The organism is Klebsiella sp. CSG-1 (genome assembly GCF_056521145.1).
Map to the genome: position 1 here is coordinate 268,682 of NZ_JBWNLD010000008.1, position 26,870 is coordinate 295,551.

The 26,870-nt window shown below is 53.8% G+C and carries 25 protein-coding genes; 9 read left to right on the forward strand and 16 right to left on the reverse strand.

Going from position 1 to position 26,870, the window contains the following annotated elements:
- Positions 1-10 precede the first annotated feature (10 nt).
- On the reverse strand, positions 11-580 hold the full coding sequence (locus AC007G_RS20035; RefSeq protein ID WP_046852197.1) for a VOC family protein: 570 nt from the start codon (positions 578-580) through the stop codon (positions 11-13).
- A gap of 230 nt (positions 581-810) precedes the next feature.
- On the opposite strand from AC007G_RS20035, the gene argS reads away from it, so the two are divergent.
- Complete coding sequence (gene argS / locus AC007G_RS20040) at positions 811-2,544, forward strand: arginine--tRNA ligase (protein ID WP_032695298.1); 1,734 nt, start codon at positions 811-813, stop codon at positions 2,542-2,544.
- 245 nt (positions 2,545-2,789) lie between these two features.
- Here the strand turns inward: argS and bglB are convergent, their stop codons facing one another.
- Together bglB and AC007G_RS20050 are read right to left on the reverse strand one after the other, a co-directional pair.
- Entirely contained in the window at positions 2,790-3,929 is a 1,140-nt protein-coding gene (gene bglB, locus AC007G_RS20045) for a beta-galactosidase BglB (protein ID WP_032686909.1), read from the reverse strand.
- A gap of 4 nt (positions 3,930-3,933) precedes the next feature.
- Positions 3,934-5,517 (reverse strand): MFS transporter, encoded by a 1,584-nt coding sequence (locus AC007G_RS20050; RefSeq protein ID WP_032686908.1) that lies wholly within the window; start codon positions 5,515-5,517, stop codon positions 3,934-3,936.
- Positions 5,518-5,877: 360 nt separating this feature from the next.
- Between AC007G_RS20050 and uspC the strand changes: the two genes are divergently transcribed.
- Positions 5,878-6,306 (forward strand): universal stress protein UspC, encoded by a 429-nt coding sequence (uspC, locus tag AC007G_RS20055; protein ID WP_032699333.1) that lies wholly within the window; start codon positions 5,878-5,880, stop codon positions 6,304-6,306.
- Between the two features lie 34 nt (positions 6,307-6,340).
- Here uspC and otsA read toward each other — a convergent pair whose 3' ends face one another.
- The 5 genes from otsA to AC007G_RS20080 form a co-directional block, all read right to left on the reverse strand.
- Positions 6,341-7,765 carry an alpha,alpha-trehalose-phosphate synthase gene (otsA, locus tag AC007G_RS20060; protein ID WP_032686906.1) on the reverse strand — a complete coding sequence of 475 codons (1,425 nt, stop codon included), beginning with the start codon at positions 7,763-7,765 and terminating at the stop codon, positions 6,341-6,343.
- Entirely contained in the window at positions 7,740-8,543 is an 804-nt protein-coding gene (gene otsB, locus AC007G_RS20065; protein WP_142630715.1) for a trehalose-phosphatase, read from the reverse strand. The genes otsA and otsB overlap by 26 nt, the downstream gene beginning before the upstream one ends.
- 161 nt (positions 8,544-8,704) lie before the next feature.
- Positions 8,705-9,685, reverse strand: a complete 981-nt coding sequence (gene araH, locus AC007G_RS20070) for an L-arabinose ABC transporter permease AraH (RefSeq protein WP_142630716.1) — start codon at positions 9,683-9,685, stop codon at positions 8,705-8,707.
- A gap of 14 nt (positions 9,686-9,699) precedes the next feature.
- Positions 9,700-11,214: an L-arabinose ABC transporter ATP-binding protein AraG gene (araG, locus tag AC007G_RS20075; RefSeq protein WP_142630717.1), complete on the reverse strand. Its 1,515-nt coding sequence runs from the start codon at positions 11,212-11,214 to the stop codon at positions 9,700-9,702.
- 62 nt (positions 11,215-11,276) lie between these two features.
- The gene (locus AC007G_RS20080) at positions 11,277-12,257 is read right to left on the reverse strand and encodes an arabinose ABC transporter substrate-binding protein (protein ID WP_479466651.1); all 981 of its coding nucleotides are present in this window, start codon (positions 12,255-12,257) and stop codon (positions 11,277-11,279) included.
- Positions 12,258-13,150: 893 nt separating this feature from the next.
- Between AC007G_RS20080 and AC007G_RS20085 the strand changes: the two genes are divergently transcribed.
- A complete protein-coding gene (locus AC007G_RS20085; RefSeq protein ID WP_032686900.1) occupies positions 13,151-13,654 on the forward strand; it encodes a non-heme ferritin-like protein in 504 nt (167 codons plus the stop codon).
- 478 nt (positions 13,655-14,132) lie between these two features.
- Positions 14,133-15,644, forward strand: coding sequence for an MFS transporter (locus AC007G_RS20090; RefSeq protein ID WP_032686899.1), 1,512 nt, complete (start codon positions 14,133-14,135; stop codon positions 15,642-15,644).
- Between the two features lie 48 nt (positions 15,645-15,692).
- On the opposite strand, the gene AC007G_RS20095 is transcribed toward AC007G_RS20090, so the two are convergent.
- A complete protein-coding gene (locus AC007G_RS20095) occupies positions 15,693-15,944 on the reverse strand; it encodes a DUF2766 family protein (RefSeq protein WP_004864113.1) in 252 nt (83 codons plus the stop codon).
- Between the two features lie 79 nt (positions 15,945-16,023).
- Complete coding sequence (gene azuC / locus AC007G_RS20100; RefSeq protein ID WP_142630721.1) at positions 16,024-16,107, reverse strand: stress response protein AzuC; 84 nt, start codon at positions 16,105-16,107, stop codon at positions 16,024-16,026.
- A 207-nt stretch (positions 16,108-16,314) separates the two neighbouring features.
- Here azuC and AC007G_RS20105 point away from each other — a divergent pair, with 207 nt between their 5' ends.
- A complete protein-coding gene (locus AC007G_RS20105) occupies positions 16,315-17,736 on the forward strand; it encodes an MFS transporter (protein WP_032686898.1) in 1,422 nt (473 codons plus the stop codon).
- A 50-nt stretch (positions 17,737-17,786) separates the two neighbouring features.
- Here the strand turns inward: AC007G_RS20105 and AC007G_RS20110 are convergent, their stop codons facing one another.
- Positions 17,787-18,425 carry an RpiB/LacA/LacB family sugar-phosphate isomerase gene (locus AC007G_RS20110; protein ID WP_004864120.1) on the reverse strand — a complete coding sequence of 213 codons (639 nt, stop codon included), beginning with the start codon at positions 18,423-18,425 and terminating at the stop codon, positions 17,787-17,789.
- Positions 18,426-18,860: 435 nt separating this feature from the next.
- Here AC007G_RS20110 and ftnA point away from each other — a divergent pair, with 435 nt between their 5' ends.
- Complete coding sequence (gene ftnA / locus AC007G_RS20115; RefSeq protein WP_004864122.1) at positions 18,861-19,358, forward strand: non-heme ferritin; 498 nt, start codon at positions 18,861-18,863, stop codon at positions 19,356-19,358.
- A gap of 36 nt (positions 19,359-19,394) precedes the next feature.
- On the opposite strand, the gene AC007G_RS20120 is transcribed toward ftnA, so the two are convergent.
- Positions 19,395-19,634 carry a YecH family metal-binding protein gene (locus AC007G_RS20120; RefSeq protein WP_032686897.1) on the reverse strand — a complete coding sequence of 80 codons (240 nt, stop codon included), beginning with the start codon at positions 19,632-19,634 and terminating at the stop codon, positions 19,395-19,397.
- A 194-nt stretch (positions 19,635-19,828) separates the two neighbouring features.
- Between AC007G_RS20120 and tyrP the strand changes: the two genes are divergently transcribed.
- Entirely contained in the window at positions 19,829-21,040 is a 1,212-nt protein-coding gene (tyrP, locus tag AC007G_RS20125) for a tyrosine transporter TyrP (RefSeq protein WP_032699331.1), read from the forward strand.
- 25 nt (positions 21,041-21,065) lie between these two features.
- On the opposite strand, the gene AC007G_RS20130 is transcribed toward tyrP, so the two are convergent.
- The 4 genes from AC007G_RS20130 to AC007G_RS20145 all read right to left on the reverse strand — a co-directional run bounded on the left by AC007G_RS20130 (position 21,066) and on the right by AC007G_RS20145 (position 24,551).
- A complete protein-coding gene (locus tag AC007G_RS20130; RefSeq protein WP_463669581.1) occupies positions 21,066-21,767 on the reverse strand; it encodes a YecA/YgfB family protein in 702 nt (233 codons plus the stop codon).
- A 52-nt stretch (positions 21,768-21,819) separates the two neighbouring features.
- Positions 21,820-22,395, reverse strand: coding sequence for a DUF805 domain-containing protein (locus AC007G_RS20135; protein WP_032686895.1), 576 nt, complete (start codon positions 22,393-22,395; stop codon positions 21,820-21,822).
- A 145-nt stretch (positions 22,396-22,540) separates the two neighbouring features.
- Positions 22,541-23,506: a metallophosphoesterase gene (locus tag AC007G_RS20140; protein WP_260612548.1), complete on the reverse strand. Its 966-nt coding sequence runs from the start codon at positions 23,504-23,506 to the stop codon at positions 22,541-22,543.
- Positions 23,507-24,002: 496 nt separating this feature from the next.
- The gene (locus AC007G_RS20145) at positions 24,003-24,551 is read right to left on the reverse strand and encodes a recombinase family protein (protein ID WP_479466652.1); all 549 of its coding nucleotides are present in this window, start codon (positions 24,549-24,551) and stop codon (positions 24,003-24,005) included.
- A 210-nt stretch (positions 24,552-24,761) separates the two neighbouring features.
- Between AC007G_RS20145 and AC007G_RS20150 the strand changes: the two genes are divergently transcribed.
- Positions 24,762-26,468 (forward strand): hypothetical protein, encoded by a 1,707-nt coding sequence (locus AC007G_RS20150; protein WP_479466653.1) that lies wholly within the window; start codon positions 24,762-24,764, stop codon positions 26,466-26,468.
- 13 nt (positions 26,469-26,481) lie between these two features.
- A complete protein-coding gene (locus AC007G_RS20155) occupies positions 26,482-26,775 on the forward strand; it encodes a hypothetical protein (RefSeq protein WP_479466654.1) in 294 nt (97 codons plus the stop codon).
- Positions 26,776-26,870: the final 95 nt, after the last annotated feature.

Consider the following 26,870-nt stretch of genomic DNA (forward strand, 5'->3'; position numbering starts at 1 on the left):
CTTCACACTGTTACGCATCAGATTGTTCGCTGGCGACAATTTGCTCAATTGACCACGGGTGAAATTTAATCGTGACGCTGCCGTCCGTCACCGCCAGGGTCGGGTTTGGCAGCCGTTCGCGCTCCCCTTTCGGCGAGCTGGTTTTGACAAAAATCCCCGGCTGACTTAACCCCTCATCAGACAGCAGCGCCAGCGCACGAGCATTGAGCGCATCCGCCTCGCCCGGCAGCACGATTTCAACGTGCTCCCATCCTTCATGCGGATAGCGCTTTTCACCCGGCCACGGCAGCTCAACCACGCTGAAACGCCAGTGGGCCACCGAAACCGGCTCATCCAGTTTGAACAGGCAGATTGGTCGACCGTTGATGGTGTTTTCCGACAGCAACGTGCCGCATTGTTCAAAACCGCGACGCCAGCGCTCCGCCGTGGCGTTTTGGTGACAGCGCAGGGAAATATGGTCGGCATCCAGCGGGGCGATATCCAACCCAAGTCGCCTGGCCAGACCGCTTAACGCGTCGGTGAAACGCGGCAGATCCGCGGAAATATCGTTAAGCTCATCAATTTGCTGCCAGTTTGCCATATTGCACCTCAATGCAGGTCAAAGGGGGGTAATTTATCGCGTTTCCCGGCGGCGACCAACCGGGAATCTTCTGTCGGGTTCGTCGAGTGGCTATTCATTAAGCGTGCCGCCCGGCAACGCGCGCGCGGTGCTGACGCATGGGCGCAAATGCAGTATACTCCTGCCCTAATTTGTCCACATTCCGGCGCCGCCCCGCAGGGGTTATAGCGCCTTAAACGTAAGGTATTCCGGTGAATATTCAGGCTCTTCTCTCAGAAAAAGTCAGCCAGGCCCTGATCGCGGCAGGTGCGCCTGCCGATTGCGAACCTCAGGTCCGCCAGTCAGCAAAAATCCAGTTCGGCGACTATCAGGCCAACGGCGTGATGGCAGTAGCGAAAAAGCTGGGTATGGCGCCGCGACAACTCGCAGAGCAGGTACTGTCTCATCTCGACCTTAACGGGATTGCTAACAAGGTTGAAATCGCCGGGCCCGGCTTTATCAATATTTTCCTCGATCCGGCCTTTTTAGCGGAAAATGTGAACAGCGCACTGGCGTCAGAGCGCCTGGGCGTCGCCCGGCCGCAGGCGCAAACTATCGTCGTTGACTACTCCGCGCCGAATGTCGCCAAAGAGATGCACGTCGGCCATCTGCGTTCCACCATCATCGGTGACGCTGCCGTCCGTACGCTTGAGTTCCTCGGTCATAAGGTGATCCGCGCGAACCACGTGGGCGACTGGGGCACTCAGTTCGGTATGCTGATCGCCTGGCTGGAAAAACAGCAGCAGGAAAACGCCGGTGAAATGGCGCTGTCCGATCTCGAAGGCTTCTACCGCGATGCCAAAAAGCATTATGACGAAGATGAACTCTTTGCCGAACGCGCCCGTAACTACGTAGTAAAACTGCAGGGTGGCGATACTTACTTCCTGGAGATGTGGCGCAAGCTGGTTGACATCACCATGACCCAAAACCAGATTACCTACGATCGTCTGAACGTCACCCTGACCCGCGATGACGTAATGGGTGAAAGCCTGTATAACCCGATGCTGCCAGGCATTGTTGCCGATCTGAAAGCTAAAGGTCTGGCCGTCGAGAGCGAAGGCGCAACCGTGGTGTTCCTTGATGAGTATAAAAACAAGGAAGGCGAACCGATGGGCGTCATCATCCAGAAAAAGGATGGCGGCTACCTCTACACCACGACCGATATCGCCTGTGCGAAGTATCGTTATGAAACGCTGCACGCCGACCGGGTACTCTACTACATCGATTCCCGTCAGCACCAGCACCTGATGCAGGCGTGGACGATCGTGCGTAAAGCGGGCTATGTGCCGGAATCCGTGCCGCTGGAACATCACATGTTCGGCATGATGCTGGGCAAAGATGGTAAGCCGTTCAAAACTCGCGCCGGGGGTACCGTGAAGCTGGCGGATCTGCTGGATGAAGCGCTGGAGCGCGCGCGCCGCCTGGTGGCCGAGAAGAATCCGGACATGCCTGCCGCTGAGCTGGAACAGCTGGCCAATGCGGTCGGTATTGGCGCAGTGAAGTATGCCGATCTGTCCAAAAACCGCACCACCGACTATGTATTTGACTGGGATAACATGCTGGCGTTCGAAGGCAACACCGCGCCGTATATGCAGTATGCCTATACCCGCGTGCTGTCCGTCTTCCGTAAAGCGGAAGTTGACGAGCAGGCGCTGGCTGCGGCGCCGGTGATCATTACCGAAGCGCGTGAAGCGCAGCTGGCCGCGCGCCTGCTGCAGTTCGAAGAGACGCTGACCGTTGTGGCCCGTGAAGGAACGCCGCACGTCATGTGCGCCTATCTCTACGATCTGGCCGGCCTGTTCTCCGGTTTCTACGAGCATTGCCCGATTATCACCGCCGAGAGCGATACCGCACGCAACAGCCGTCTGAAGCTGGCGCAGCTGACGGCCAGAACCCTGAAACAGGGCCTGGATACGTTGGGTATTGAAACCGTCGAGCGGATGTAAGTCAGACGGGTGATTTGTCGCCCCGGCAAGCCGCGCGCCGCCGGGGAATCGCCTGATGGCGCTGCGCTTATCAGGTCTGCAATCGTTTCACCTGGCATCGACGCCGTCGAACGTCGCTAAGAGCAAAACCCGGCCATGGCCGGGTTTTTGTATGCGGTTTTGTCACCCCGGCAAACCGTGCGCCGCCAGGGAAGTACCTGATGGCGCTGCGCTTTTCAGGCCTGCAAGGACGATCAAATCCTGTCTTAGAAGTATTTGCGCAAATACTCCGTCAGACACAGGATCGCCATTGCCTGACCATACGGCATTGAGGTCAGCGGGATCTCACGATAAAAGTCGAGATTGCCGCCCATCCCGGTACCAAACGAGGTCTGCAACAGCTCGCCTTCCGGGGAGATATTTTTCACCACCCCGCGAATCGCCTTCTCCGCCACCTCGGCATACTCCGCAGCAACATAGCGCTTACGCACCGCTTTCAGAATGCCATAGGCAAATCCGGCGGTGGCCGATGCTTCCAGGTACGAGTGCGGATCGTCCAGCAGCGTATGCCACAGGCCGCTGTCATCCTGACATTTTGCCAGCGCGGCAATTTGCGCGTTCAGCACCTGGATCAAATAGCGTCTGACCGCGCTGTGCTCAGGTAAATCAACCAGTTCCAGGAAATCGGGGATCACCATCGTCAGCCAGCTGTTACCCCGCGCCCAGCGAGCGCGGGCGAAGTTATGCTGACCGTCATAGCTCCAGCCGTGAAACCACAGCCCGGTTTCCCTATCCATCAGGTTCTGAACGTGAAGTAAAAACTGATACACCGCCTCTTCCACATACTGCGGACGATTGAGCAATTTTCCGATTTTAGCCAGCGGCAGTACGGTCATCATCAGCGTATCGTCCCACATCTGCTGATGGTTCTCTTCCGCCAGCGTGATGTGCTGCATTCCCCCATGCTCCGTGCGCGGCATCTCATGCATCGCCCACTCCGCCCAGCTCTCGAGCCAGGGCAGATATTCCGCTCTCCCGGTCTCTTCATAGCGCCAGGCCAGCGTCAGGAATGGCGCCATAGTATTCACGTTTTTCGTGGTCGCCCCTTCGGCGAAGCGGTCGGCAAACCAGCTGTCGATAATATCGCGCATCGCCGCATCCCCGGTCTGCTGGTAGTACTGATGAATACCGTACAAACCTACGCCATGCGTCCACTCCCAACCGGCCCACCCTTTGGTATCAATGACCCGCCCGTCGTCCAGCCGCAGCAGAAACGTCCCCGCGTCATCCCGAATATTGACCAGATTATGGGTCACTTTTTCGATCAGCGACTGCAGTTCATGGCGGCTGATAAAATGCGCCGGCTGACGCAGTAACGGGCTATGTTTGACAGGCCACACCTTCATCTCTCTACCCTCTGTTGTATGTCGATTTCATTTCAGCACCCTGCTTCAGCGATGGCGCGGCAGGTTTGTTGCGGTTCAGATAACCAATATTGTTATTTCCCCACAGCGTGTCGTACGGCATGCCGGCCAGCATCTCAACCACCGCGCGATCTTCCGCTGTCGTCAGCTCTGGCTGTGCGCAGCCCGCCCGACGCATTTTGAGCGTCTCCGCCCGCAGCACGCTATGCGTGGCAAGATTGAGCTTGAAGCGCAGGGAGACCAGGAAACCGCAGGCCAGCACCAACAGCGTGCCTACGCTCAGTATTAACAGGATGGTATGGCTCACTTCATAGGGCTGGGTCTTCTGCCCGGAAACAAACCCGGAGAGCTGCATAATAATGCCCACCAGCATAACCGCACCGGCCTGAGAGGCTTTGCGCGTCAGGGTCATAATGCCGGCAAAAATCCCTTCCCGGCGCTGTCCGGTAATGACCTCATCCACATCCGCGATATAGGTGTAGGTATTCCATGGTACGTAGTTGATTCCGCCACGACCCAGTCCCGCGATGGCAGAGACCAACAGCAGCAGCGAGTAGACATCGCTCAGCCCGGCGTAATAGAGAATCGCATAGGACAATGAGCTCAGACCAAATAGCACCACCACCATACGATAGGAAGGGGCGGGCCCGAAGCGAATACAGAGCGGAATCATGGCGATAACGGCAATAAACTGGAAGATAGCCATCGTGCCCAGCAGGTTGGACGCCATTGAGGCCTCCTGCATCAGCACAAACACCACGTAGTAGGTAAAAACGGCATTAAAGACGTCCTGGGCGATATAGCCCCCAAGGTACATCCCCAGGTGCTGGCGGAAAATCTTAATCCGCAGCGTCGAACTCAGCTCAATAAACAGGCGGTTGAGGCTCTGAGCCAGAGACAAATGGCGCTTCTCTTCTTCCGCCCGCAGTGCGGCCTCCGACCACTCTTCCCGCGGACGTTCCCAGGTAAAGAACCAGACGAAAGTCAGCATCAGCGCGCACAGCACGGAGAACACGAGGCTTGCGTAGAAAAAGGAAACCGCATTGTCCTTTCCAAACTGGGTCAGCAGAATGCCCGGCAGGAATGACGCCAGAATGGCCGACATCTGCGCCATCGAAATACGCGCGCCGGAGAATTTGGTTTTTTGTTTAAAATCATCCGTCATTTCCGGTACCAGCGTTTCATACGGCACCAGAATCATGGTGTAGACGATATCGAACAGCAGATAGGTGAGCAGGTAATACCAGAATCCCATATCGCCAACCCACATGATGGAGTAGCTGAACACGCAGGGGATGCCGAGCAGAATAAAGAATTTACGTCGGCCAAAGCGTTTGCCGAGCCACGTTGTGCCGAAGTTATCGGTCAGAAAGCCCATCAGCGGGCTGATCACCGCGTCCAGCACCCTTGCCGTGGCAAAAATCAATGTTGCTTCAATGGGGGAAAGGCCGCAGAAGGTGGTGTAGAAGTAGAGTAGCCAGGCCGCGGTCAGTGCGGTTGTCCCGGCGCCAAGGAAGTCGCCCGAGCCATAGGCCAGATAATTAACTAAACCGATTTTACGTGTTTTCATCGCCGTAAATCCTGTGTCTTTTTTTTAGTGAACTCCGACAAGCTTTCTGGCTTAGCCAAAAGGGAGTGGATACACGGCTACAGTAGAAGTATAGGAAAAGGGTTACCTTTTCATTTTTGCCAGCCCGCTCCCGTCCATGGCAAAAATACAAAGAGTCGACGGACAGGCATCACCTATTTATAAAACGACATTTCCTTTATAACAAAACGCATGACCAAAAATAAAATCTGGCAGGCAAAAACGTGATTTATCTCCACCAGAAATCAGTCGTTTAATGTGTGATGAACAGGTCTTGCGGGAGATAAAAAATGAGAGTAAAGAAAGTATGAAGGGTTATTTCGCGTATCTGAAGGAGGCCTGATGTCTTATTCTCATCTGCTCGTTGCCGTCGCCCCAACGCCGGAAAGCCGCGTGCTTATCAATAAGGCGGTCTCTATCGCACGCCCGCTGGATGCCAGAGTCAGTCTGATCACGCTGGCCACCGACCCGGAGTTATATAACCAGTTTGCTGCGCCAATGCTGGAAAACCTGCGGGACTTGATGCATGAAGAAACGCGAGATTTTCTCTCCGGACTGGCGAAAGAAGCCGATTACCCTATCGACAACGTGACGATCGCCAGCGGCGAACTTAGCCACCACATCAAGGATTTTTGCCGGCAGCATCGCGTGGATCTGGTGATATGCGGCAATCATAACCACAGCCTGTTTTCGCGCGCTACCTGCTCGGCGAAAAGCATCGTCGGCAGCAGTGGCGTAGACGTTTTACTGGTCTCCCTGGAAAAAGGCTGACGCCTTTGGCGTCAGCCTTTTTCCTCTCACCGCGCTACGCCAGTTTGGGGAAAGTCGAGACTTTGCGTTGCAATCGGCTCTCCTCACTACGCGGTTCTACCTGCTGCAAATCGCTGATAAACCGCTCCTGCCAACGATGAATATCGTTATCCTTGATTACCGCCAGCATCTCCGCATGACGCGCAATGCGCTCCGCCAGCGGCATCGTCAGACCGCGATCCAGCGCCGCGGCCACTTCGTCGCGATCGTAGGGATTGACGATCAGCGCACTGGTCAGCTCATTCGCCGCCCCGGCAAACTGCGACAGGACCAGCACACCGGGGTTCTGCGGATCCTGGGCAGCAATAAACTCTTTTGCCACCAGATTCATGCCGTCGCGGAGAGGCGTCACTAACCCGACATCGGAATAGCGGAAGATCTTCATCAACAGTTTGCGTTCAAAATGTTGATTCAGGTAGTACAGCGGCGTCCAGCCCAGCTGTCCGTACTGGCCATTGATTCTGCCGCTGGCGGTCTCCAGCTGGTGGCGAATATCCTGATAGGCCTGCACTTCGCCGCGGGAGGTCGGCGCAATCTGCGTATAGCGGATCTTGCCATGATGCTGCGGGTATTTCTCCAGCAGGGCTTCATAGGCGAGAAAGCGCTCCGGCAGGCCTTTAGAGTAATCCAGTCGCTCGACGGAGAAGATATTTTTTACCCCGTTAAGCTCGCTTTTCAGCTGTGCCAGTTTGGGCGGCAGCGGCCCTTTCGCACTTCGTGCAATCTCGTCAGGATCGATGCCTATCGGGTAAACCTCGGTGCGGAAATGTTTGCCCCATGCCTCATGGTGTCGACCCTCTCGCGTCACCACCCGGGTCTGTAGCGAGACGCTATCAAGAAACGCCAGCCTGTCGTTATCGGTCTGGAAGCCAAGCAGATCGTAGTCACAGAGCTGCTCAAGAAGCTCGGCATGCGGAGGCAGCGCGTTAAAAATCTCAGGCGTCGGGAACGGAATGTGCAAAAAGAAACCGATACGGTTATTGACCCCGAGCTTGCGCAGCTCGCTGGCGAAAGGCAGCAGATGATAATCATGAATCCACAAAATATCATCGGGCTCAATCAGCGGCAGAAGCTTTTTCGCCAGGTTGGCATTGACCCGCAGATAGCCGTCCCATGACGGACGCTGGAAGTCCACCAGATCCAGGCGATAGTGGAATGCGGGCCACAGCACGGCGTTGGAAAACTGGTTGTAGTATTCGTCATGATCCCGTTCATTGAGCGTAAACGAGGCCCAGGTGATATTGCCTCGCGTCACCGTGTTTAGCGGCTTCTGGTCATCCCCAATTTCTCCGCTCCAGCCAAACCATAATCCACCGGCGGCCTTCAGTGCGCCCAAAATACCCACGGCCAGGCCACCCGCGCTGGCCTTTTTATCATCCGGTGGCGCAATACGATTAGATATTACGACTAAGCGCCCCATAACCCTCCCTCCTGTCATTTTGCGCATCAGGTTGTTGCTTATTATTTGCGATGCTGATTAACCAATGCTGAACGGCCGTGACATCCGGCAGACGCCATTGCGCCTGGGTGTCGCCCTTGCCCACTTTTACCGACATGCCGCCGAGTTGATTCACGACGCTGAACCCGGCTTCGTCCGTCAAATCGTCGCCAACGAATACCGGTTTGCGCCCCTGAAACGGCGACTCCTGCATAAACGTCGCAATCGCTTCCCCTTTATTAACCCCACGCGGCTTAATCTCCACCACGCACTTACCCAACTGCAATGCGAGGATGGGGTAACGTTTGACAATCCCCTGCGCCAGCGACAGCGCCGCGCTCTGGTACGCCGGCGCCTGGCGATAGTGCAGCGCAAACGCCATGCCTTTGTGTTCCAGTTCACACCCCGGCATCGTCTCCAGCGCCGCCCGCAGCTGCTCATCCAGTTCCCGGAGCAGCGCATCAGGAAGCGTGACGATGTGCGTTTTACCATTGATATCGCGGCGTTCTGCCCCGTGAACACCGGCCAGCGGCAGCCGGTATGGATGGGTAAGCGCATCAAGCTCAACCATTGAGCGCCCTGAAATCAATGCCACCGCCCCACTATGCTGGTGCGCAAGCTGCCGCAGCGCCTGAAGCGCCGGTGTGGGGATAACAACCTGATCGGGATGAGGTTTGATATCGGCAAGCGTGCCGTCGAGGTCAAAGAAAAATGCATGATGTTCGGTTGGCACAGGCGGTACAGATATCTTGTCAGCCACCCTGTTCTCCTCCTTTCATGGCCAGCGCAACGCTGGTTGTTAACGGATTGTTAGCCATGTAAGTATAGACAGTGTGACCGGGATCGCCATTTTTGATAGCTATCGCCAGCGCAGCGGGCGCTGGCGATAATCAGGGATTAGACTAAAAGGTTGGGGGATTATTAAGCAGCCCGTTTTGCTTTTTGTTTATAACGGTCGAAGATAACCGCCGCCAGCAGAATCACCCCGCGCACCACGTACTGAGAGAACGGCGAGATATTGAGCAGGTTCATGGCGTTCTCTACGGTGCCGAGGATCAAGATCCCGGCGACCACATAAGAGATCTTGCCGATCCCGCCTTTCAGCGACACGCCGCCGAGCACGCAGGCTGAAATGACGATCAGCTCATAGCCAATCGAGGTCATCGGCTGGCCGCTGGTCATACGCGAGGCGAGAATGATCCCCGCGGCGGCAGAAACCAGGCCTGAGATCACGAAAATAATGATTTTGGTCCGCACCACCGGCACCCCCGCCAGCCGGGCCGCCTCTTCATTGCCACCGATAGCCAGCGTATTGCGGCCAAAGGTGGTTTTGTTGAGCAGTAAACCAAAAACAATCAGGCAGGCGACGGTCAGCCAGATAGGAGCCGGCAGGCCAAACCAGTTGGCATAACCTAAGGTAAAGAAGCGCTCATCTTCGATGCCGACCGCCTTCCCGTCGGAAATAATATACGCCAGGCCGCGCACAATCTGCATGGTGGCCAGCGTCGTGATCAGGGCGTTAATTTTCAGCCGGGCAATCACGAAGCCGTTAACCAGCCCGCTGATTGCCCCCAGCAGCAGACCGGCGGCAATCCCTATCCACATGCTTTCCGTCAGATTAATCACCACTGCCGTGGTTACGCCAGCGCAGGCGATGACCGATGCCACCGACAGATCAAAATCCCCGGACGCCAGGCAAAACAGCATGCCGCAGGCCACCATACCGGACATTGAAATCGCCAGCCCCAGCCCTTTCATATTGATAAACGAGGCAAAATTGGGCACAAAAATCACGCAGCCGATAAACAACACGGCAAAAACAACCAACATGCCAAACTGATCCCAGATTCGGGCAAAGCTCAACGAAGTCTGGCGGGTATTAGGGGTAGTAACAGAGGACATCATTGACTCCTTACTCAGGCGACCGCCTGGCTCACTTTTGGCATCGCAAGGCTTAACGCCTGCTGTTCATTGGCATCGTCATGCAGCAGTTCGCCCGCCACCTCACCTTCGCGCATCACCACGATACGATCGGCCACGCCGAGCACTTCGGGCAAATCGCTGGAGGCGAAAACGACGGCGACACCGGAGGCCGCCAGGGCATAGATAACGTTATAAATTTCATGCTTCGCGCCCACATCAATGCCGCGGGTCGGCTCATCCAGCAGGATCACTTTCATCTCTTCCGACAGCCAGCGCCCCAGAATCGCCTTCTGCTGGTTGCCGCCGGAGAGATTCATAATCAGCTGTTCGGGGCCCGGGGTTTTAATATTGAGCGACTGAATATGCCGATCGGCGTTGTGCGCTTCCCAGCCGTTGTTAATGATGCAGCCCGCGTGAATATGCCGGCGACGCGCGCTGATATTGATATTGTCGCGTACGGAATGGACCGGAATAATGCCCTCCGCTTTGCGGTCTTCCGGGCACAGCATCATTCCGGCCGCGATGGCCTGTGCCGGTTTGCGAATATCGATCGCCTGCCCGTCGATATACACCTGACCGCCGGTAATACGGGTTCCGCCAAACAACCCTTTCATCAGCTCGCTGCGCCCGGCCCCGACCAGCCCGAACAGGCCGACGATTTCCCCGCTGCGCACCGACAGATCTACCGGCGTGCGGACGCCGGGCGCTTTGACCTGCTGCAGGCGCAGACGCTCTTTGCCATACTCACGCGGTTTCCAGCCGTAAACATCGCCCAGCTCGCGTCCGACCATCGCCTGCACCAGCGCGTCATGACTCACCGCCTGCATATCATCGAAGGTGCGTACGTAGCGGCCATCTTTAAATACGGTGATCGCATCGCTGAGCGCAAAAATCTCCTCCATGCGGTGCGAAACATAAATAATTACCCGCCCTTCCTCGCGCAATTCGCGGATAACGCGAAACAGATGGTCGATCTCGCGCGCCGAAAGAGAACTGGTCGGTTCATCAAAGGCGATGACCTTTGCGTTACGGGTGAGCGCCTTGGCAATCTCTACCATCTGCCACTGGCCGATAGAGAGGTATTTCAACGGCGTTTCCGGGTCGATATCCAGTCCCAGATGTTCCAGCTGCAGCCGCGCTTCGTAGTTGAGCAGCGAGCAGTTCACTAACCCGTACTTATGCGGGATTTGGCCGAGGTAGATATTTTCCGCGACGGTCATTTCCGGAATCAGGTGCAGCTCCTGATAAATAATTGCCACTCCGGCGTTAAGCGCTTCGGTGGTGTGGCTGAATACGCGCGGCTGGCCACCTATCAGCAGGTCGCCGGCGGTGGGGATATAGTTGCCGCTGAGAATCTTCAGCAGCGTCGATTTTCCGGCACCATTTTCCCCCATCAGGGCGTGGATCTGTCCGCTGTAGCAGTCAAAGCTAATATCGGAGAGCGCCTTAACGCCGGGAAAGGTCATGGTAATGCCGCGAAATGAGAGATAAGGGGTAGACTGTTGCATAACAACTCCGCTCTTCTATGCTCAGCCTCCCACAACGTGCGGGAGGCAGGGTCAACCAGGCCTTACAGCCCTTTTTTCGCCAGCTCTTCTTTGAAGTTGTCGCGCGTGATCAGCACCACATCGGTGACCGCCGTGAATTTCGGCGGTTCTGCGCCTTTGGTCACCCAGTTGTAGAGCATCTCGCTGGTTTTATATCCGTGGATATCCGGGCTAGGCAGCAGAGAGCCGTAGAAACCGGTCGCCTGCGCTTTAGAGAGTTCGTTAACCGCATCCACACCATTAATGCCAATGCCAATCACATCTCCGGCTTTAAAGCCCTGACCTTCGGTGGCGCGCACGCCGCCCAGCACGGTATTGTCATTCATCCCCACGATCAGCCAGTGCTTCACCTGAGGATGCTGCACCAGCATCGAGTTACCGGCGTCGAAGGCGCCCGGAATATCGTTGGATTTAGTCGGAACGCGGTAGATCTGTTTGTCCGGGAAACCGGCCGCTTTCAGCGCATCGATGGAACCCGTGGTACGGCGACGGGCGGTATCGAGTTCATCGGCGGTAATCGCCATCACGCCGATATCCTTCACATCCCAGCCGCGTTTTTGCATCTCTTTGTACAGCTCCTGACCCTGACGGGCGCCAATTTCACTGGCGGCCATCATCACCAGCGGTACGCTCTCCATCGGTTTACCTTTCGCATTAACGAACTGGTCATCGACGGTGATGACTTTCATATCGTATCCGCGCGCTTTGGCGACAATCGCCGAGCCGAGTTTCGGGTCAGGTGTGCAGATAACGAAGCCTTTTGCCCCGCTGGCCGCCAGGCTGTCGATGGCATTCAGGGTTTTCTCACCATCCGGGACCGCAATTTTAATCACCTCAAAGCCCAAATCTTTGCCGGCCTTATCGGCAAATTTCCACTCGGTTTGAAACCAGGGTTCTTCCGGTTGTTTCACCAGAAATCCGAGTTTAAGCGTTTCAGCCATAGCTGATTGTGACATAACCGCAGCGAGACCGATCGCCGCCAGCGCTTTAGTAAATTTGTGCATGGTAAACTCCAGCTTTATTTCGCTTTTCTGTAGGGAAGTATCGGACTTAATTTTTTTATCGGACGTAAAACAAGGCATTAGAAAAATTGCACACCGCACTGCCGTTGTTCATTAAGTAATAACCGGAAATCAATTCTCCATACGAGAGCATTATCACATCGCGGAATTACAGTAATTGCGTGCATAGATTTAGCGAAAAATGACATAAAAAAAGAGCCAATTGTCAGACAATTAGCTCTGCATATAGCAATATTATCCATATCATCAGCAGACTTATCCTTGTGGCTACAGCCGTCCCCCTTTCAAGGGATTTGCCGAAAGCGCTGCGCCCCCCTTCTTCAGCCGTTTCCCTTAGCGATTCGACTTCTCACAAGATGAAATATCGCTCAGGGGAATTTTATTACCGTTAATAACAGAATATACCTCCCCTCCCCATTTATCTGCTCCTGTAAAAATGACGTCACTGCCCTTTCCCGTGATTTCTTTTTTACCGAATGGTTGATGCGACATGACCGAATTATGAATCCAGGATTAAATTCATATTTAATTAATATGTCGTAGACATCATCCATATCACAAAAAATGCCGGCAAAATAAATTCAATAAAATCATAATTATATAGGCATTTAAATCAAAGAACAGACAAAGACAACACACTTTATAAGGATGTTGTAACGAAACGTAAACAGACGCACTTGAGAGTTTTCTTAGTCTACTATTAAGGGTATTCTATATATATCGGCAGGCGCTAATTAATTACCGATACACATAGGGAAAGTGCAAATTCATTATTTTGCCGACAATGTTACGCGTAAAGAGTCTCGCATTTTATCGTTCACCGGCGAAGATTCCCGACGCGTGAATGATATCTCCAGCTTAATAAGGATATTTTTATGGTCGTTCCAGGAATGGCTCAAAAACTCAATAATCAGATGAACCTTGAGTTTCATGCCTCAAATTTATATCTGCATCTCAGCGAATGGTGCGAACAGCACCGTCTGAACGGCACCGCCATCTTTTTGCGCTCCCGGGCACAATCGCACGTGACGCAGATGATGCGGGTATTCGATTTTATGAAGACCGGCGGAAACTGGCCGATCGTCAAAAACGAAGGCAGTTACCACCATAACTGTCACTCCCTCGAAGATCTGTTTACCACCACCCTGGCCGATTATGAACAGCGTAGCAGCATGCTGTCCGGGCTGACCGAAGAAGCTAAAGCGCAGTGTGACGACACCACCTGGCGCTTCCTGACGCTGCTAGAGAAAGAGCAGCAGCAGGACGGCGTACTGCTGCAAAGCGTGCTTGAAGAGGTCCGTAATGCGGATAAAGCCGGCCTGGGTATGCTGCAGACCGATCGCCGCCTGCTCAGTCTGGTGACACGTCGCCAGGATTAAGGCCGCAGCGGCGGGCACCACATCCGCCGTTCCCTCCGTGAGGCTCAATCCTGAGGGAACGGCTTCAGCGCCGCATGATAGTGCTCACCCTGACTGGCGTAACCGCATTAACCCCGCGCGGGGATGTCCTGCAAACGCTTCTGGCCACAGATCCGCATCGCGGATAAACGGCACAAGGTCATCAATCCCCCGCTTCACGCCCCCGACCATCGTGAATAACGTTCCAGCGTTCGCTATTTCTAAACATCATTTCCAGCGCTCAGGCGCCGTTCTTATTCCTGAAAAGCATTAAAAACTTTTAAGCCGATCGCATTCCTGCCCCAGGAAAGCGCGCAGCGGATGATTAGTGACGACGATCACTTTTCGTCATCGACTTTAAGAATATAAAAACAGCGTTTCAAAAATTTAAAACATGGGGTTTATATTAATGGCAAGATACGCGGCTTCAACCTCACAAGGGTTGCAGGGAAGACCGATTTTGTTACGCCATCAGCTCGCCTACGGCGGCGGTAATTTGCTGGGGAGCGGCGCGCTGGCGATCAGCGGCGCCTGGCTACTTTATTTCTACACCACCTTCTGCGGACTGACGCTGATTGAAGCGTCGTTTATTTTTTCCGTCGCCAGCATCATCGATGCGATCAGCAACCCGTTAATGGGTTACCTGACCGATAACTTCGGTAAAACGCGGCTCGGCAAACGCTTCGGACGCCGACGTTTCTTTTTATTGATCGGCATACCGCTGATGATGTTTTACCCGCTGCTGTGGGTTGAGGGGCTTGGTTTCTGGTACTACCTCTGCACCTACGTCGTCTTTGAGATTATTTATACCTCAGTCATGGTGCCTTATGAAACCTTAGCCACTGAAATGACCGACGACTTCTCATTACGCTCTAAACTGACCGGCTATAAAGCCATTTTCGGCAAGCTCGCCAACTTCCTCGCGGCATTCATCCCTGGTCAGTTTATCCTGTTGTACGGCAAAGACTCCGCCACACCGTTCTTCCTGACCGGGCTGACCTACGGCGCTATTCTGATTATCGCCATCTCCTGCCTGTGGTTTTGCAGCTGGGAGCGTCCGCGTGAAGAAGAAGTTCGCGTGAGCGAGAAAAAAGGCCTGTTCTCGACCCTGCTGATGCTGGCGAAGGATATGCGTTCGACCTTCTATCTACGCGTGTTCCGCAAACATCTTGGGATGTATCTCTGCGGTTTCGGCGCAGAATGGCTGTTTGCCTCGATCTTTACCTACTTCGTTATCTTTGTCCTGCAGCACGATCCGGCGATGGTTGCCGGGCTGAACAGCCTGAACTCGATTCTGCAGCTGCTCTCTACGGCGCTGTTTATCGGCCTGTGCGTGAAAAAGGGGTTCAGCAAGCCCTATATTCTGGCGCTGAGCATCGTGATTTTCTCCGTGTTGCTGTACACCTCGCTGTGGTTTTTCCATCTACCTGCCCATCTGGCAACCATCCTGATGTTTGGGATCACGGTGCTGTTTGGCCTGGGTACCGGCGGCGTGTACTACATTCCATGGACCGTTTACACCTTCCTCGCCGATGTTGATGAGATCTATACCGGCCGCCGCCGCGAAGGGATTTACGCGGGTGCCATGACCTTCTCCGGAAAAATCCTGCGTTCGATTATTGTCTTCACGATGGGAGCCATTCTCAGCTTCTACGGGTTCCAGTCTAAAGCGCATACGCAACCAGAAAGCGCCGTGACCGCCATTGCGGTGGTGTTCTGTAGCGGCGTGATCCTGCTGGCGCTGGCGGCCATTGTCTTCAGCAAGCAGATGAAACTGGATCGCAAAGCGCACCTGGTCGTACTGCAGGAAGTGGCGCGGATTAAAGCCGGCGGTAAGGTTAGCGATATTCCGCCCGATGTGCGCATCATTGTGGAGGATTTAGTCGGCCACCGTTATGAAGAGTGCTGGGGCAACAGTAAGCTCTTTAAGGATCAGCAGCCGGCGCCGGCAAGGACCGCTATCTCTCATTAACGTCTGGTTCTCGCCCCGCCATCGACAACGATAGCGGGGCGAAACAACTTAGTGTGCTTCACCCTGCGGCGTAAACTTAAGCTCAATCAGCGCAATCGCTTTTTGAACCGCGCGCAGCGTCACCGGATCGGCCGAAGCCGGATGGCTGGCAAAATCGATGGCTTTCAGTTGGGTGGTCATTTTTTCGCGCACTTCAACAGGGGCGATGACATCAATGACGTCGAGAATCTGTTTGATAACCAACTGGCAGGCGACAACGTCAGAAACCAGTTCGTCTTGTTCGGTGAGATGTTGAGACATTTATTACTCCTTTTTCGAGGAGCGTAATAGTAACCTAAATCCCGAGAGATAAAAAAACCTGCCGCAGCAGGTTTTTTTATCAGAACATACCGACAGGCGGTACATCTTTGAATGTTTTGCAGTACTGCTCGAACATGCTCTTCAGAATTTTGCGCAGTTTCATGAAGCGACTCCGGTTTTGTTATGCAGGTGTTACTGTTGATGGGCTTATAATATGACTTGCATCACATAAATCAATAAAAATATGCGGTAACTCACAATTTTTTCACAAAAATAATTTATAAATTAAACAAAAATGAGGGAAATCGCAGAGTTAAGAGCCTGCCGGTTTTTCCTGCGATCAGAACCTCACCAGCCGATGGCAGACACAATGAGTACAGATATCTCTTCACGAGAAGGCCGCGCCTTCTCCGCTCCCGCGCTGCTGGTTGCCGGGGCATTTTTCATGGAGTTTCTTGACGGGACGGTAATCGCTACCGCGCTGCCGGACATGGCAAAGGATTTTGGCATTGCGGCGGTTGACCTGAATATCGGTATCAGCGCCTACCTGATTACGCTGGCGGTATTGATCCCGGCCAGCGGCTGGATTGCCGATCGCTTCGGCGCGCGTCAGATCTTCACGCTGGCGTTGGCCATTTTTACGCTGGCCTCAGTTTTTTGCGGCTTTGCCAGCAACGTGGACACCTTTGTCGCTATGCGTATCCTTCAGGGAATGGGTGGCGCGCTGATGGTGCCCGTCGGCCGTCTGGCGGTGCTGCGGACCACGCCAAAAGATCAGCTCATCAAAGCAATTGCCACATTGACATGGCCGGCGCTGGTGGCGCCGATCATCGGTCCACCGCTGGGTGGCTTTATTACCCGCTATGCCAGCTGGCACTGGATATTCTTTATTAATGTTCCTCTGGGATTGATAGCCATTGCGCTGTCGCTGCGTATTATTCCCGCTATCCGCGAAGAGGAGCGACGTCCCTTTGACCTTCCCGGCTTCTTTGCGACATCGGTTGCCATGGTGAGCCTGGTGAGCGCCATGGAGTTGCTTGGCGATACCCGGCCGCAAGGCTGGGCAACCCTGCTCCTGCTGGGGCTCGGTACAGGATGCATGCTGTTCGCTCTGCGCCATTTCCGCCGGGCAGAGTGGCCGATGGTGCGTCTGGATGCGCTACAGGTGCCCACCTTTCGGGTTACGATGTACGGAGGGTCGCTTTTCCGCGCTTCCATCAGCGCCGTTCCCTTTCTGTTGCCGCTGCTGTTTCAGGTCGGCTTTGGTATGGATCCTTTCCATTCCGGGCTGCTGGTACTGGCGGTGTTTGTCGGCAACTTCACCATTAAACCCGCGACCACCCCGCTCATTCGTTGGCTCGGCTTCCGTCGGCTACTGTTGATAAACGGGGCGCTAAACGTCATCTCACTGCTCGCCTGTGCTTTTTTAACGCCGCAGACCCCGATCTGGCTCATTTGCATGATCCTGTACCTCGGCGGCGTATTCCGCTCGATTCAGTTTACCGGCGTGAGCACGCTTGCTTTTGCCGATGTTCCGCCCGCGCAGATGAGCTACGCCAATACGTTGTTCAGTACCGCGTCGCAGCTGGCCGTGGGTCTGGGGATCACGCTCGGCGCGATCGGCATTCGCATGGGTGAAAAAGCCAGTGAGTGGTTAAGCCTGACGGCAGTGCCGGGAATCAGCTTCCGGCTCTCCTTCGTCTTTATTGCCTTCATTTGTCTGGTGGGAATGGTGGATAGTTTGCGGTTGAGTAAAGATGCCGGCAGCAGCGTCTCGGAGAGAAAAAAATAAAAGTAAAAAGGCCAGCGGAAGCTGGCCTTATTGGAAAAAAAACCGAGGGCTTAGCCGACTATCTGGCGGACAAAAGCTTCGATCTCTTTATCCTGGCAGTTCTCGAAGAAGCACTGCTGGAAACGCGGGCCGGAGACAGCCGTTTTGACCAGTTCCGGATCGATAGCGCGCAGAGTATCCAGATAGTTATCTTTCACCACGGCAGCTTTCACCGTATTCAGGATCCCGGCATTACGCACCTGCGGCTCCTTGCGCTCCGGCGGGTAACCTTCGCCATTGCGACCGGTGAAGGCTTTTTCAAAAATAAAGCGCACGTTCAGCTCGGCGCCCCAGCCAAAACCTTTGGCAAAAGGCAGGGACAGCGCGTTACCGTTATTAATCTGCGCAAACAGGAAGGCATCAGCCGGATCAATACAGTAGCCGCACACTACGCCAGGGTGGATATTCAGCGACATCAGCGCTCCCTGCCCGGTACCACAGCCGGTTACCACGAAATCAACCGCTTTCGAATTCAACAGAATGCTGGCCATAATGCCCAGATGAATATAGGTCAGATGATGATCGTGCTCATCGCTCATCCCGACGTTGTATACCGGGAACCCTTTTTCATCGGCAACGGCGTTTAGCTCGTTGAGGATGATGGCGTTTTTGCTGGCCTGGCTGTTTTCCATCATCAGTGCAATTTTCATGCTTTACTCTCCTGAATGCTGCGCGGGCGCTCCCGCGATAGTTCGTTAGCGTTATGATGGACTCTACTACTTAACAAACACACTTTCAAATTTTATGAAAAGTTGTTTTATAAATTACGTAGCGCTTCACATTTTTCGCCTTTGGCCTGCCGCCTCCCGGTGCCAGCCGCCACAGGTAGCGACGAAGTCCGCTGCCTGGCAGCCCATCTTCCAGCCAACGCCAGACACCTTATTTCTGTTTTATATTTTGATAATACGAACTGGCTAAAATATTAAACCGAAACCATTCTCATTACATATTAAATTGCCAATGCGTTTTATTCCCATTTTCATTTTTAATAAATAAGTTTTTTAATTTACTTTTTGCAAATAAATTAATAACAAATTATAGTGGCGACACCATTATGTTAAGTCTTTATTTTCGGAGCACACGCGATGCTGAAAACAGAAATGATCGATAAACTGAATGAGCAGATGAATCTTGAGCTTTATTCTTCTCTGCTTTATCAGCAAATGAGCGCATGGTGCAGCTACCACAGCTTTGAAGGCGCCGCCGCATTCCTCCGCCGTCATGCGCAGGAAGAGATGACCCATATGCAGCGCCTGTTTGATTATTTGACCGATACCGGCAGCCTGCCTTGCATCAACGCCATCTCCTCGCCGTTTGCCGAGTATGCATCGCTGGATGAGCTATTCCGCGTCACCTACGAACACGAACAGCTGATTACCCAGAAAATTAATGAGCTGGCCCACGCCGCCATGACCAATCAGGATTATCCGACGTTTAATTTCCTGCAGTGGTATGTGGCTGAACAGCATGAAGAAGAGAAATTATTTAAATCTGTTATTGATAAGCTGACCCTCGCCGGTAAAAGCGGCGAAGGCCTGTACTTTATTGATAAAGAGCTGGCGACGCTCGACACGCAGAATTAATTATCCCGGTGGCGAAGTTTCGGCTTCGCCACGAAATTAATGCTGGCAGATTTTACTCTCACGCGTATTAAACCCCGCCTCTACGGCAACAAACTTCCCCTTTTTCTGTAGAAACGCCACCAGCTCCGCCGCGCTTAAATTTTCTGCCGAGCAGGTATGAAAACGTGCATCTGCGCCGAAGCGCGCGATGATTGCCGCTTCAAGACTGGCCGTCGAGTAAGGTTCGCCCGAGGCGATCATCATCTGCAGCACTTCATGACCATGAATCGATTGCATAGCTCCTCCTGTAAAACGCCCAGAATAGCCCGGCGGACAGCAGCAAGCTTTGCGCCAGCGCAGCCTTCAGGCGACCTTCGCGGAGTGTAAATATTTAATTACAACCACTGTAACCCTCATTTGACGAGAATGATAATTTCACATACTCTGCGCGACATATTTTATTGTTAATTCCTTCATGGATAGAGAGAAACGTGAAGAACCGCACTCTGGGTAGTATTTTAATCGTGGCCGGAACCACAATCGGCGCAGGGATGTTGGCAATGCCGCTGGCTTCCGCGGGCGTGGGTTTCGGCGTCACCTTCTGCTTACTGATCGCGCTGTGGGCGCTGATGTGCTACACCGCGTTATTACTGCTGGAGGTCTATCAGCACGTGCCCGCCGATATGGGACTCGGTTCGCTGGCGGCACGTTATCTCGGACGCTACGGGCAGTGGGTGACCGGCTTGTGCATGTTATTCCTGATGTATGCGCTGACCGCGGCCTACATCAGCGGCGCGGGCGAACTGCTGGCCTCTAGCCTCAATCAGTGGCTGGACTGGTCGCTTCCTCCTGCGGGCGGCGTGTTGCTGTTTACCGCCATTGGCGGCGCGGTAGTCTGCCTCGGCACATCGCTGGTTGATCTGTTTAACCGCTTCCTGTTTAGCGCCAAAATCATTTTTCTCGCCATTATGCTGGTGCTGCTGTTGCCACATATTCACCGGATCAATCTGCTGACGCTCCCGCTCCAGCAGGGCCTGGCGCTGTCGGCGATCCCGGTGATTTTTACCTCTTTCGGTTTCCACGGCAGCGTGCCGAGCATCGTCAGCTATCTCAACGGCGATATTCGTAAGCTGCGCCGGGTCTTTATCATCGGTAGCTTTATCCCGCTGGTGGCCTATATTTTCTGGCAGCTGGCGACGCTCGGCAGTATTGACTCACCGGCATTTACCGCGCTGCTGGCGCAAAATGCCGGCCTGAACGGGCTGCTGGAAGCACTGCGCGAAGTCGTGGCGTCGCCGCACGTTGAACTGGCCGTGCATCTGTTCGCCGACCTCGCGCTGGCCACCTCGTTCCTTGGCGTGGCGCTTGGGCTGTTTGATTATCTGGCCGATCTGTTCCAGCGCAAAAACAGCCCCGGCGGTCGTCTGCAAAGCGGAGCAATCACCTTCCTCCCGCCGCTGGCGTTTGCCCTGTTTTATCCGCGCGGCTTCGTGATGGCGCTGGGCTATGCCGGCGTCGCGCTGGCGGTGCTGGCGCTCATGCTGCCCTCGCTGCTGGTGATGAAGAGTCGGAAACAGCACCCTGACGCTCCCTGGCGGGTCGCAGGGGGAACACCGGCGCTGTGGCTGGTGCTGCTATGCGGTATCGCGATTGTCGCTATTCAGTTTTGCATCGTTGCGGGTCTGCTCCCGGCGGTAGGATAAAAAAAGGGGCCATCAGGCCCCTTTTTTATTTCGCTAAGCAACACTGCTTATATTTTTTACCGCTGCCACAGGGACAGGGATCGTTACGCCCGACCTTGACTTCATTGCGGATCGGTTGCTGTACGATTTCCGGCTCAGCATGCTCAGTCCAGTATTGGTACAACGAGAGCGCTGCCGGGCGGATGTGGTCTACGCTGGCGATAAACTCATCGACAGAGAGCGCCTCAACCGCCGTAAACTGCGCTTCCGTGCCGTGTAAAGCAATGCTGTCCAGCGCCGACTGCGGCTCTTCCGGCAGAGCAGGCCAGTTTCCGAGAGCGACGCCGCGCATATAGCCGAAGCACCACTCCTCAACAATCGTCAGCTCCTGACCTTCCTCTTCGCGGGTCCCAAACAGCGGTTCAAACTGATCGGGATACTCGTCCAGACGCTCGGCAATATCGCTCATGTGCTGCAGAGTCAGGTTAACAAAATGGTCACGCTCGCGGTCGTTCGCCCAGCGCGGCACATTGTCCGCTCCGCCCCAGATTGCCAGCAGCCACTGAGCCGGTTCAATCTCTTTCGGGCCGGAGAGAATGGCCGTCAGCAGGCCGTCAAGCTCTGAGACATCAAGGATGGCGCCCTCGGTGGCGTATTTCGACAGGATATCGTCCAGCCATTCAAGTTCGCTTTCGTTCAGGGGTCCGGTTTTCATAAACAGGCTCGTCGTGGTAGAAAAATGGCGCATACAGTAGCGGAAATGCCGGGAGAAAACCACCCGGCAGCGTACTCAGCAAGCGTTAAATGTCTTTAATGATGCTGGCGCGCATCGTTTCGTATTCGCTCTCGGTAATGGTTCCGTCATCGAACATTTTTTTCGCCTGCGCAAGGCGTTCCCGCACATCATCGGCGGAAGAGAGCGGCGCGCTCTGCCGGGCAGCTAGCGGGCTGTATTCACTCTCTTGCTGAATGTCGCCATAGCGGTTGACGCCATCGGTGCCGCGGGCAAACAGCAGCCAGACAGACAACGCCAGCGCCGCCATGCCTCCCGCCGCCGCGATCCATACCCACACGGCCGCCTCACCGTTATCAACGGTGGCGATAATGCCGATAAAGCCAACCAGCAGAACAGCATAGGGTGACAGCAGCCACCAGCCTGATTTGTTCAAATCGTGCAGACGGCGCACCGCAACCGCGATACCGGGAATAATGATGATCAGGCCAAACAGGCCGCCCACGATCGGAATCAACCCCAGTACGGCCGAAAGCACAAAGTTGGCGACGGTAAAAACCACATACTCCTTGCGCGCCGAACGCCCGCGAAAGGTGGCATATTTGCGGAAGCAATCACCGTAGCTTTCAAGCAATGTAGCCATAAGATCCCTCATTTAAATTGTTTTTATTGCCATAACGGCGTTCCGTTCCCAAAGGATAATAGTCCGGCGAACCGGAACGCTATTTTACCGCACTTTGGCCATGCCGCGCCTGAGAAAAATGGGGGGGAAACGCTGAATACCGGCGCTAGCCGGCAGGGTGGCGGCAGGAGGCATTGGGCTTGCAGACAAAGGTTCCCGTTACCGCGCGTCGCGGGCCGGGTTCCTGAATCCAGGCGTAAAGCGGGTTATCGGCTTTCGCCGCGTTGTAATCGACGCAGACAACACGCTCGCTCAAGGAGTGAGGTTCGCCGGATAACGTGTAGTGACCGATCACCACCGGGACATCGGTGGTGCCAGGAGCGGTCTGCTCCAGAGGAATATCCGGGATCCGGCTGACCATCTCCGCCTGAACCTGGGCTATCTGGCGATAGGTTTTCGCATCATCCCGCCACCAGCGCACACGAATATGGCGGCGCTCGACGCCGGTCTTATCCACGAAACTAAAGCCCGCGGGGAGTTTCAGTTCCGGTCCTTTAAGCACGGTCTCGATCATCCGGAACAGAGGATGCTGTTTATCAAAAGCGGCGACCCAGCTTTCGGGTTTCAATCGATGCTGTTCATCCAGCCACGGCCGTAGCCGGGCAATTGTCTCATCTTCCCAGCAGGCATGTACCGCCCGAATATCGCCATAATCAACAAACAGCGGCAGGGTTTTAAACCAGTCGATCCAGAAATTATGCCGCGGAGTGTCTTCGACAACATCGGCCAGAAACGCCTGATGCTGACGTCGATTATTCGGTGAATGCGGCCGCAGGGGCTGAGCGCTCTGCGGATGGCGCATTGACCAGCCAACGGCATTAAATTCATGATTGCCCATCAGGCATATCGCCCGCCGCGATTCCACTTCCGCCCTCACCCGCTCCAGTACCGCCAGGTGGTCGATCGGCGCCCCAGGCTGATTATCAATCAGATCGCCGACAAAGATCAGTAAACGCTCATCCCGTTGGTACAGAGCATCAAGATGATCCAGCAAAGCGGAGAGCTTATGGTACTGACCGTGGATATCGCCGATGAAGATTCTATGCCTCTCCGGCAGGCCAGAATGCAGCATATGAACACCTTTTCGAGGAACAGAGATGTTGATGATATCAGTTTCAACGGCCGACCTGGCGGGATTTCGCCCGGCGTAAAATTACCCCGTCATGATATTTTCGAGAAATGGCCCGGTATGGCAGGATAATTGCGGTCGCTCCGTCAGGCGGTGGACCGTGTAACAAAAAGATATAATGCCGCGAGATCATGAAAGGGGGGGATTTCAGAAATGAAAAAACCACCCGTAGGTGGTTTCACGACACTGCTTATCATTGATTTTATTCAATAATCCCAATGGTACCCGGAACGAGACTTGAACTCGTACAGCCTATGGCCGAGGGATTTTAAATTAGTGGTGATTGTTTTCAATATCAATTAGATATGAAAATAATCCGAACATACACAAATAAACGAACCACATAAAAACAATAAGTTATAGCAGTGATTCAGGCCATCTTCTGACGTTCATCATACCCAAAAAGCGGTATTTATTCAGTCGCGAGGTATCAGAATCATTAGCCGACAGGGAAATATTTATAAATAGTCTTCACACCTACGCCTACTACATCTGCCACCTGCTGCCGGGTAGCGCCGTTCTCCAGCATACGATGTGCCCGATCGACGACATCAGAAGTCATTACCCGCCGGCGCCCGCCAATACGCCCCTGCTCTCTCGCCGCGGCTAAACCAGCTCGCGTGCGCTCCACTATCAGCTCACGTTCCATTTCCGCCAGCGCGCTCATGACGTGAAAGAAGAAGCGGCCGGCGGCCGTTGATGTATCTATCGAATCGGTCAGGCTGCGGAAATGTATTCCCCTCTCCTGCAACTCCGACACCAGCGTTATCAAATCGCGCACGCTGCGACCCAGTCGGTCAAGTTTCCAGACCACCAGCGAATCACCAGGGCGAAGACGGCGGATAGCCTTTCTCAATCCAGGTCGTTTGGCGTTCTTCCCACTGGCAGTATCTTCAAAAATCAGCTCACATTCTGCGCGAATCAGTGCGTTTTTCTGTAAATCGAGGTTTTGATCGCCGGTAGACACCCGAGCGTAGCCAATCAGCATGTTGTAACCCTTTGAAAAGGCTGATTGTAAAATGCTGATGTTATTCGCTCAAACCTGGGTTCAGGCGAAGGGCAGTTACTGGTAGGTTCTCCTCGCCATCTGGCCGACCTGCGCGGTATATTTCCTGGGGTCAGCAGCAGAATAAAAACGCTGGGGGCTAAGTGGGCCTATGATGGCGGCGCCGGGGAATGGTGGTTTGATCCGTCTGATATGAGTGAGCTGGTTTCGACGTACCCGCGATTGTTTATTGCCCCGACGATTGACCCGTCCGGTGCATCCGGCGCGTGGCGGCTAAATATGGGTGGTGACGTTACCCTGTCTGCCTTTGGTGTCGGGATTAGCACAGAATTACCGGCGGTAATGACCGCGCTCGATGCGGGTATTATCAATCCGGATATATTCCTCCTGGAAAATTCCGGGGGCATGATTGTAAGTGACGCTGACTATCAGTTTAACGCTGACGTTCTGAACCAGTTCAACGCCTATGCAAAAGGCAAAAAATATGCCCGACTGCCGACAGGAAAGGTTTATATCTCTGAGCTGAATTTCTCTTACGACCCGAAATTTGATCTGGAATGGGGCGTTAACTCCGAGCTGGCCAGCACCCGCAATCTGGGCTCGATTGATAACGGGACGGTGTTTATTGCCCGTGACGCTGATTCAGCAAATCCGGTTATCACGATTGCGGGGACTGAAGCAAAACGCCTGTCCGGCATTTACATGCGCAACGTCGCAATTGTCAGCAAAGATTTATTTGATAACCGTGATTTAACCATACCTGCTGAGTGGAATGTCAGGTCAAACCGCCCGGCGTTAAAACTGGATTACATTGCCTCTGCCATCGATATCGGCACGCTGACCATCTGTGGGTTTAAGCAAGCACTGCTTGGAAGCGAGCTGTGGGACGGCTCAATCAGACGGCTGACTGTCAGTATCTGCTCTGACCCGGACGGGACAGTCCCGGCGGTCTGGCTGGGGTCGCAACATGGCGATAACTCGAACGCGCTGAAATTTTATGATATGCGTATTGAGCACTGTCCGTTCTCACTTGAGTGCGGATTCATCGAACACGTTCGCTTTATTAACGGGAAAATTGAGACCAAACGCAAAAAAGATGCAGCACATTATGTCGTTAAAATTAATGATAACGCCACGCGATATCATTTCGACGGCATGCAGTTTGTTACCACCCCGACAACTAAGACACCGTATTTGTATGACCAGGGACAATGGCCAGTCTACAACGAGTGTGATTTTACCGTCGGCGGTATTGTCGGGAATTATCCTGGTGTTCGCTGGATTTACAGAAGCCCGACAAGAACATCAGTTGCAAAATTCAAGGCACTCACTATTACCGGCCCGATGCAGGCAGATGGCGCAGACCCGGCGGCATACCCTATGTATCTGGCAGATTATGACGAATTCGGAGGGTCTATACAGTGTCAGGATACCTACACAATAGATGGAGTAGCTGTTTACCCGTCATATCAAGGGCTGATATGCATGGGGACAGGGACAAAGATGGGGTCGTTGCACATAAACACCAACAACATAACAAAAACAGCAGGGTCTGTATTTTATGCAAGAGGCGGTGATTATGATATCGGCAAGCCAACAATAACCGGGGCACCACATAACCTGCTTGCTGGCGTAAAAAATGATATCAGAAAAATGATAACATCCAGCCCGGATATTGAAATATACCGACGCGAGACTATTTTATTAAATCCAGGTACAACCCTGAACTCAATGAAAGGATTTGAGGGTCAGGTTATCAGAGTTATGACGTTTGGCACCGGCTGCACGATAACGCATTCGTCATTAATTAATAACTCGTCAGGTTCAAATATATCAATGACGGCAAATACGGTTTACACGTTCATGATGCTGACCGGGACGGTCGCCAAACAAATTTAAAGAGGTTGTAAATATGTCATTTAAATTAACCAAAACGTTTGACGCAAACGTAGTCAGCACTGATACCGGACTGAGTCTTGGTAAGCAGCAAATCACGGTGGACTTAACCTGCTCCATTGCGCTTATTACTATCACAACTGACGGTACAGCCAGGGCTACTATTACGTCATCGGTAGGTGACGGCACGCCTGTCCAGACAGATATTTTTGAGTTCAGTTACTCAATGTCATCAGGTGTGGGAATTTACGAGCAAGCACTGGCGCAGATACTGGCGAGTGAGAAGTATGCCGGGGCTGTTTCTGCATAAATAACCCCGCCATTACTGGCGGGATTTTGCATTACTTCAGCGATGCAGCCAGGGCAGATTCCGCCTCCTCCAGTGGGTTGCCTGCACCCGAATAC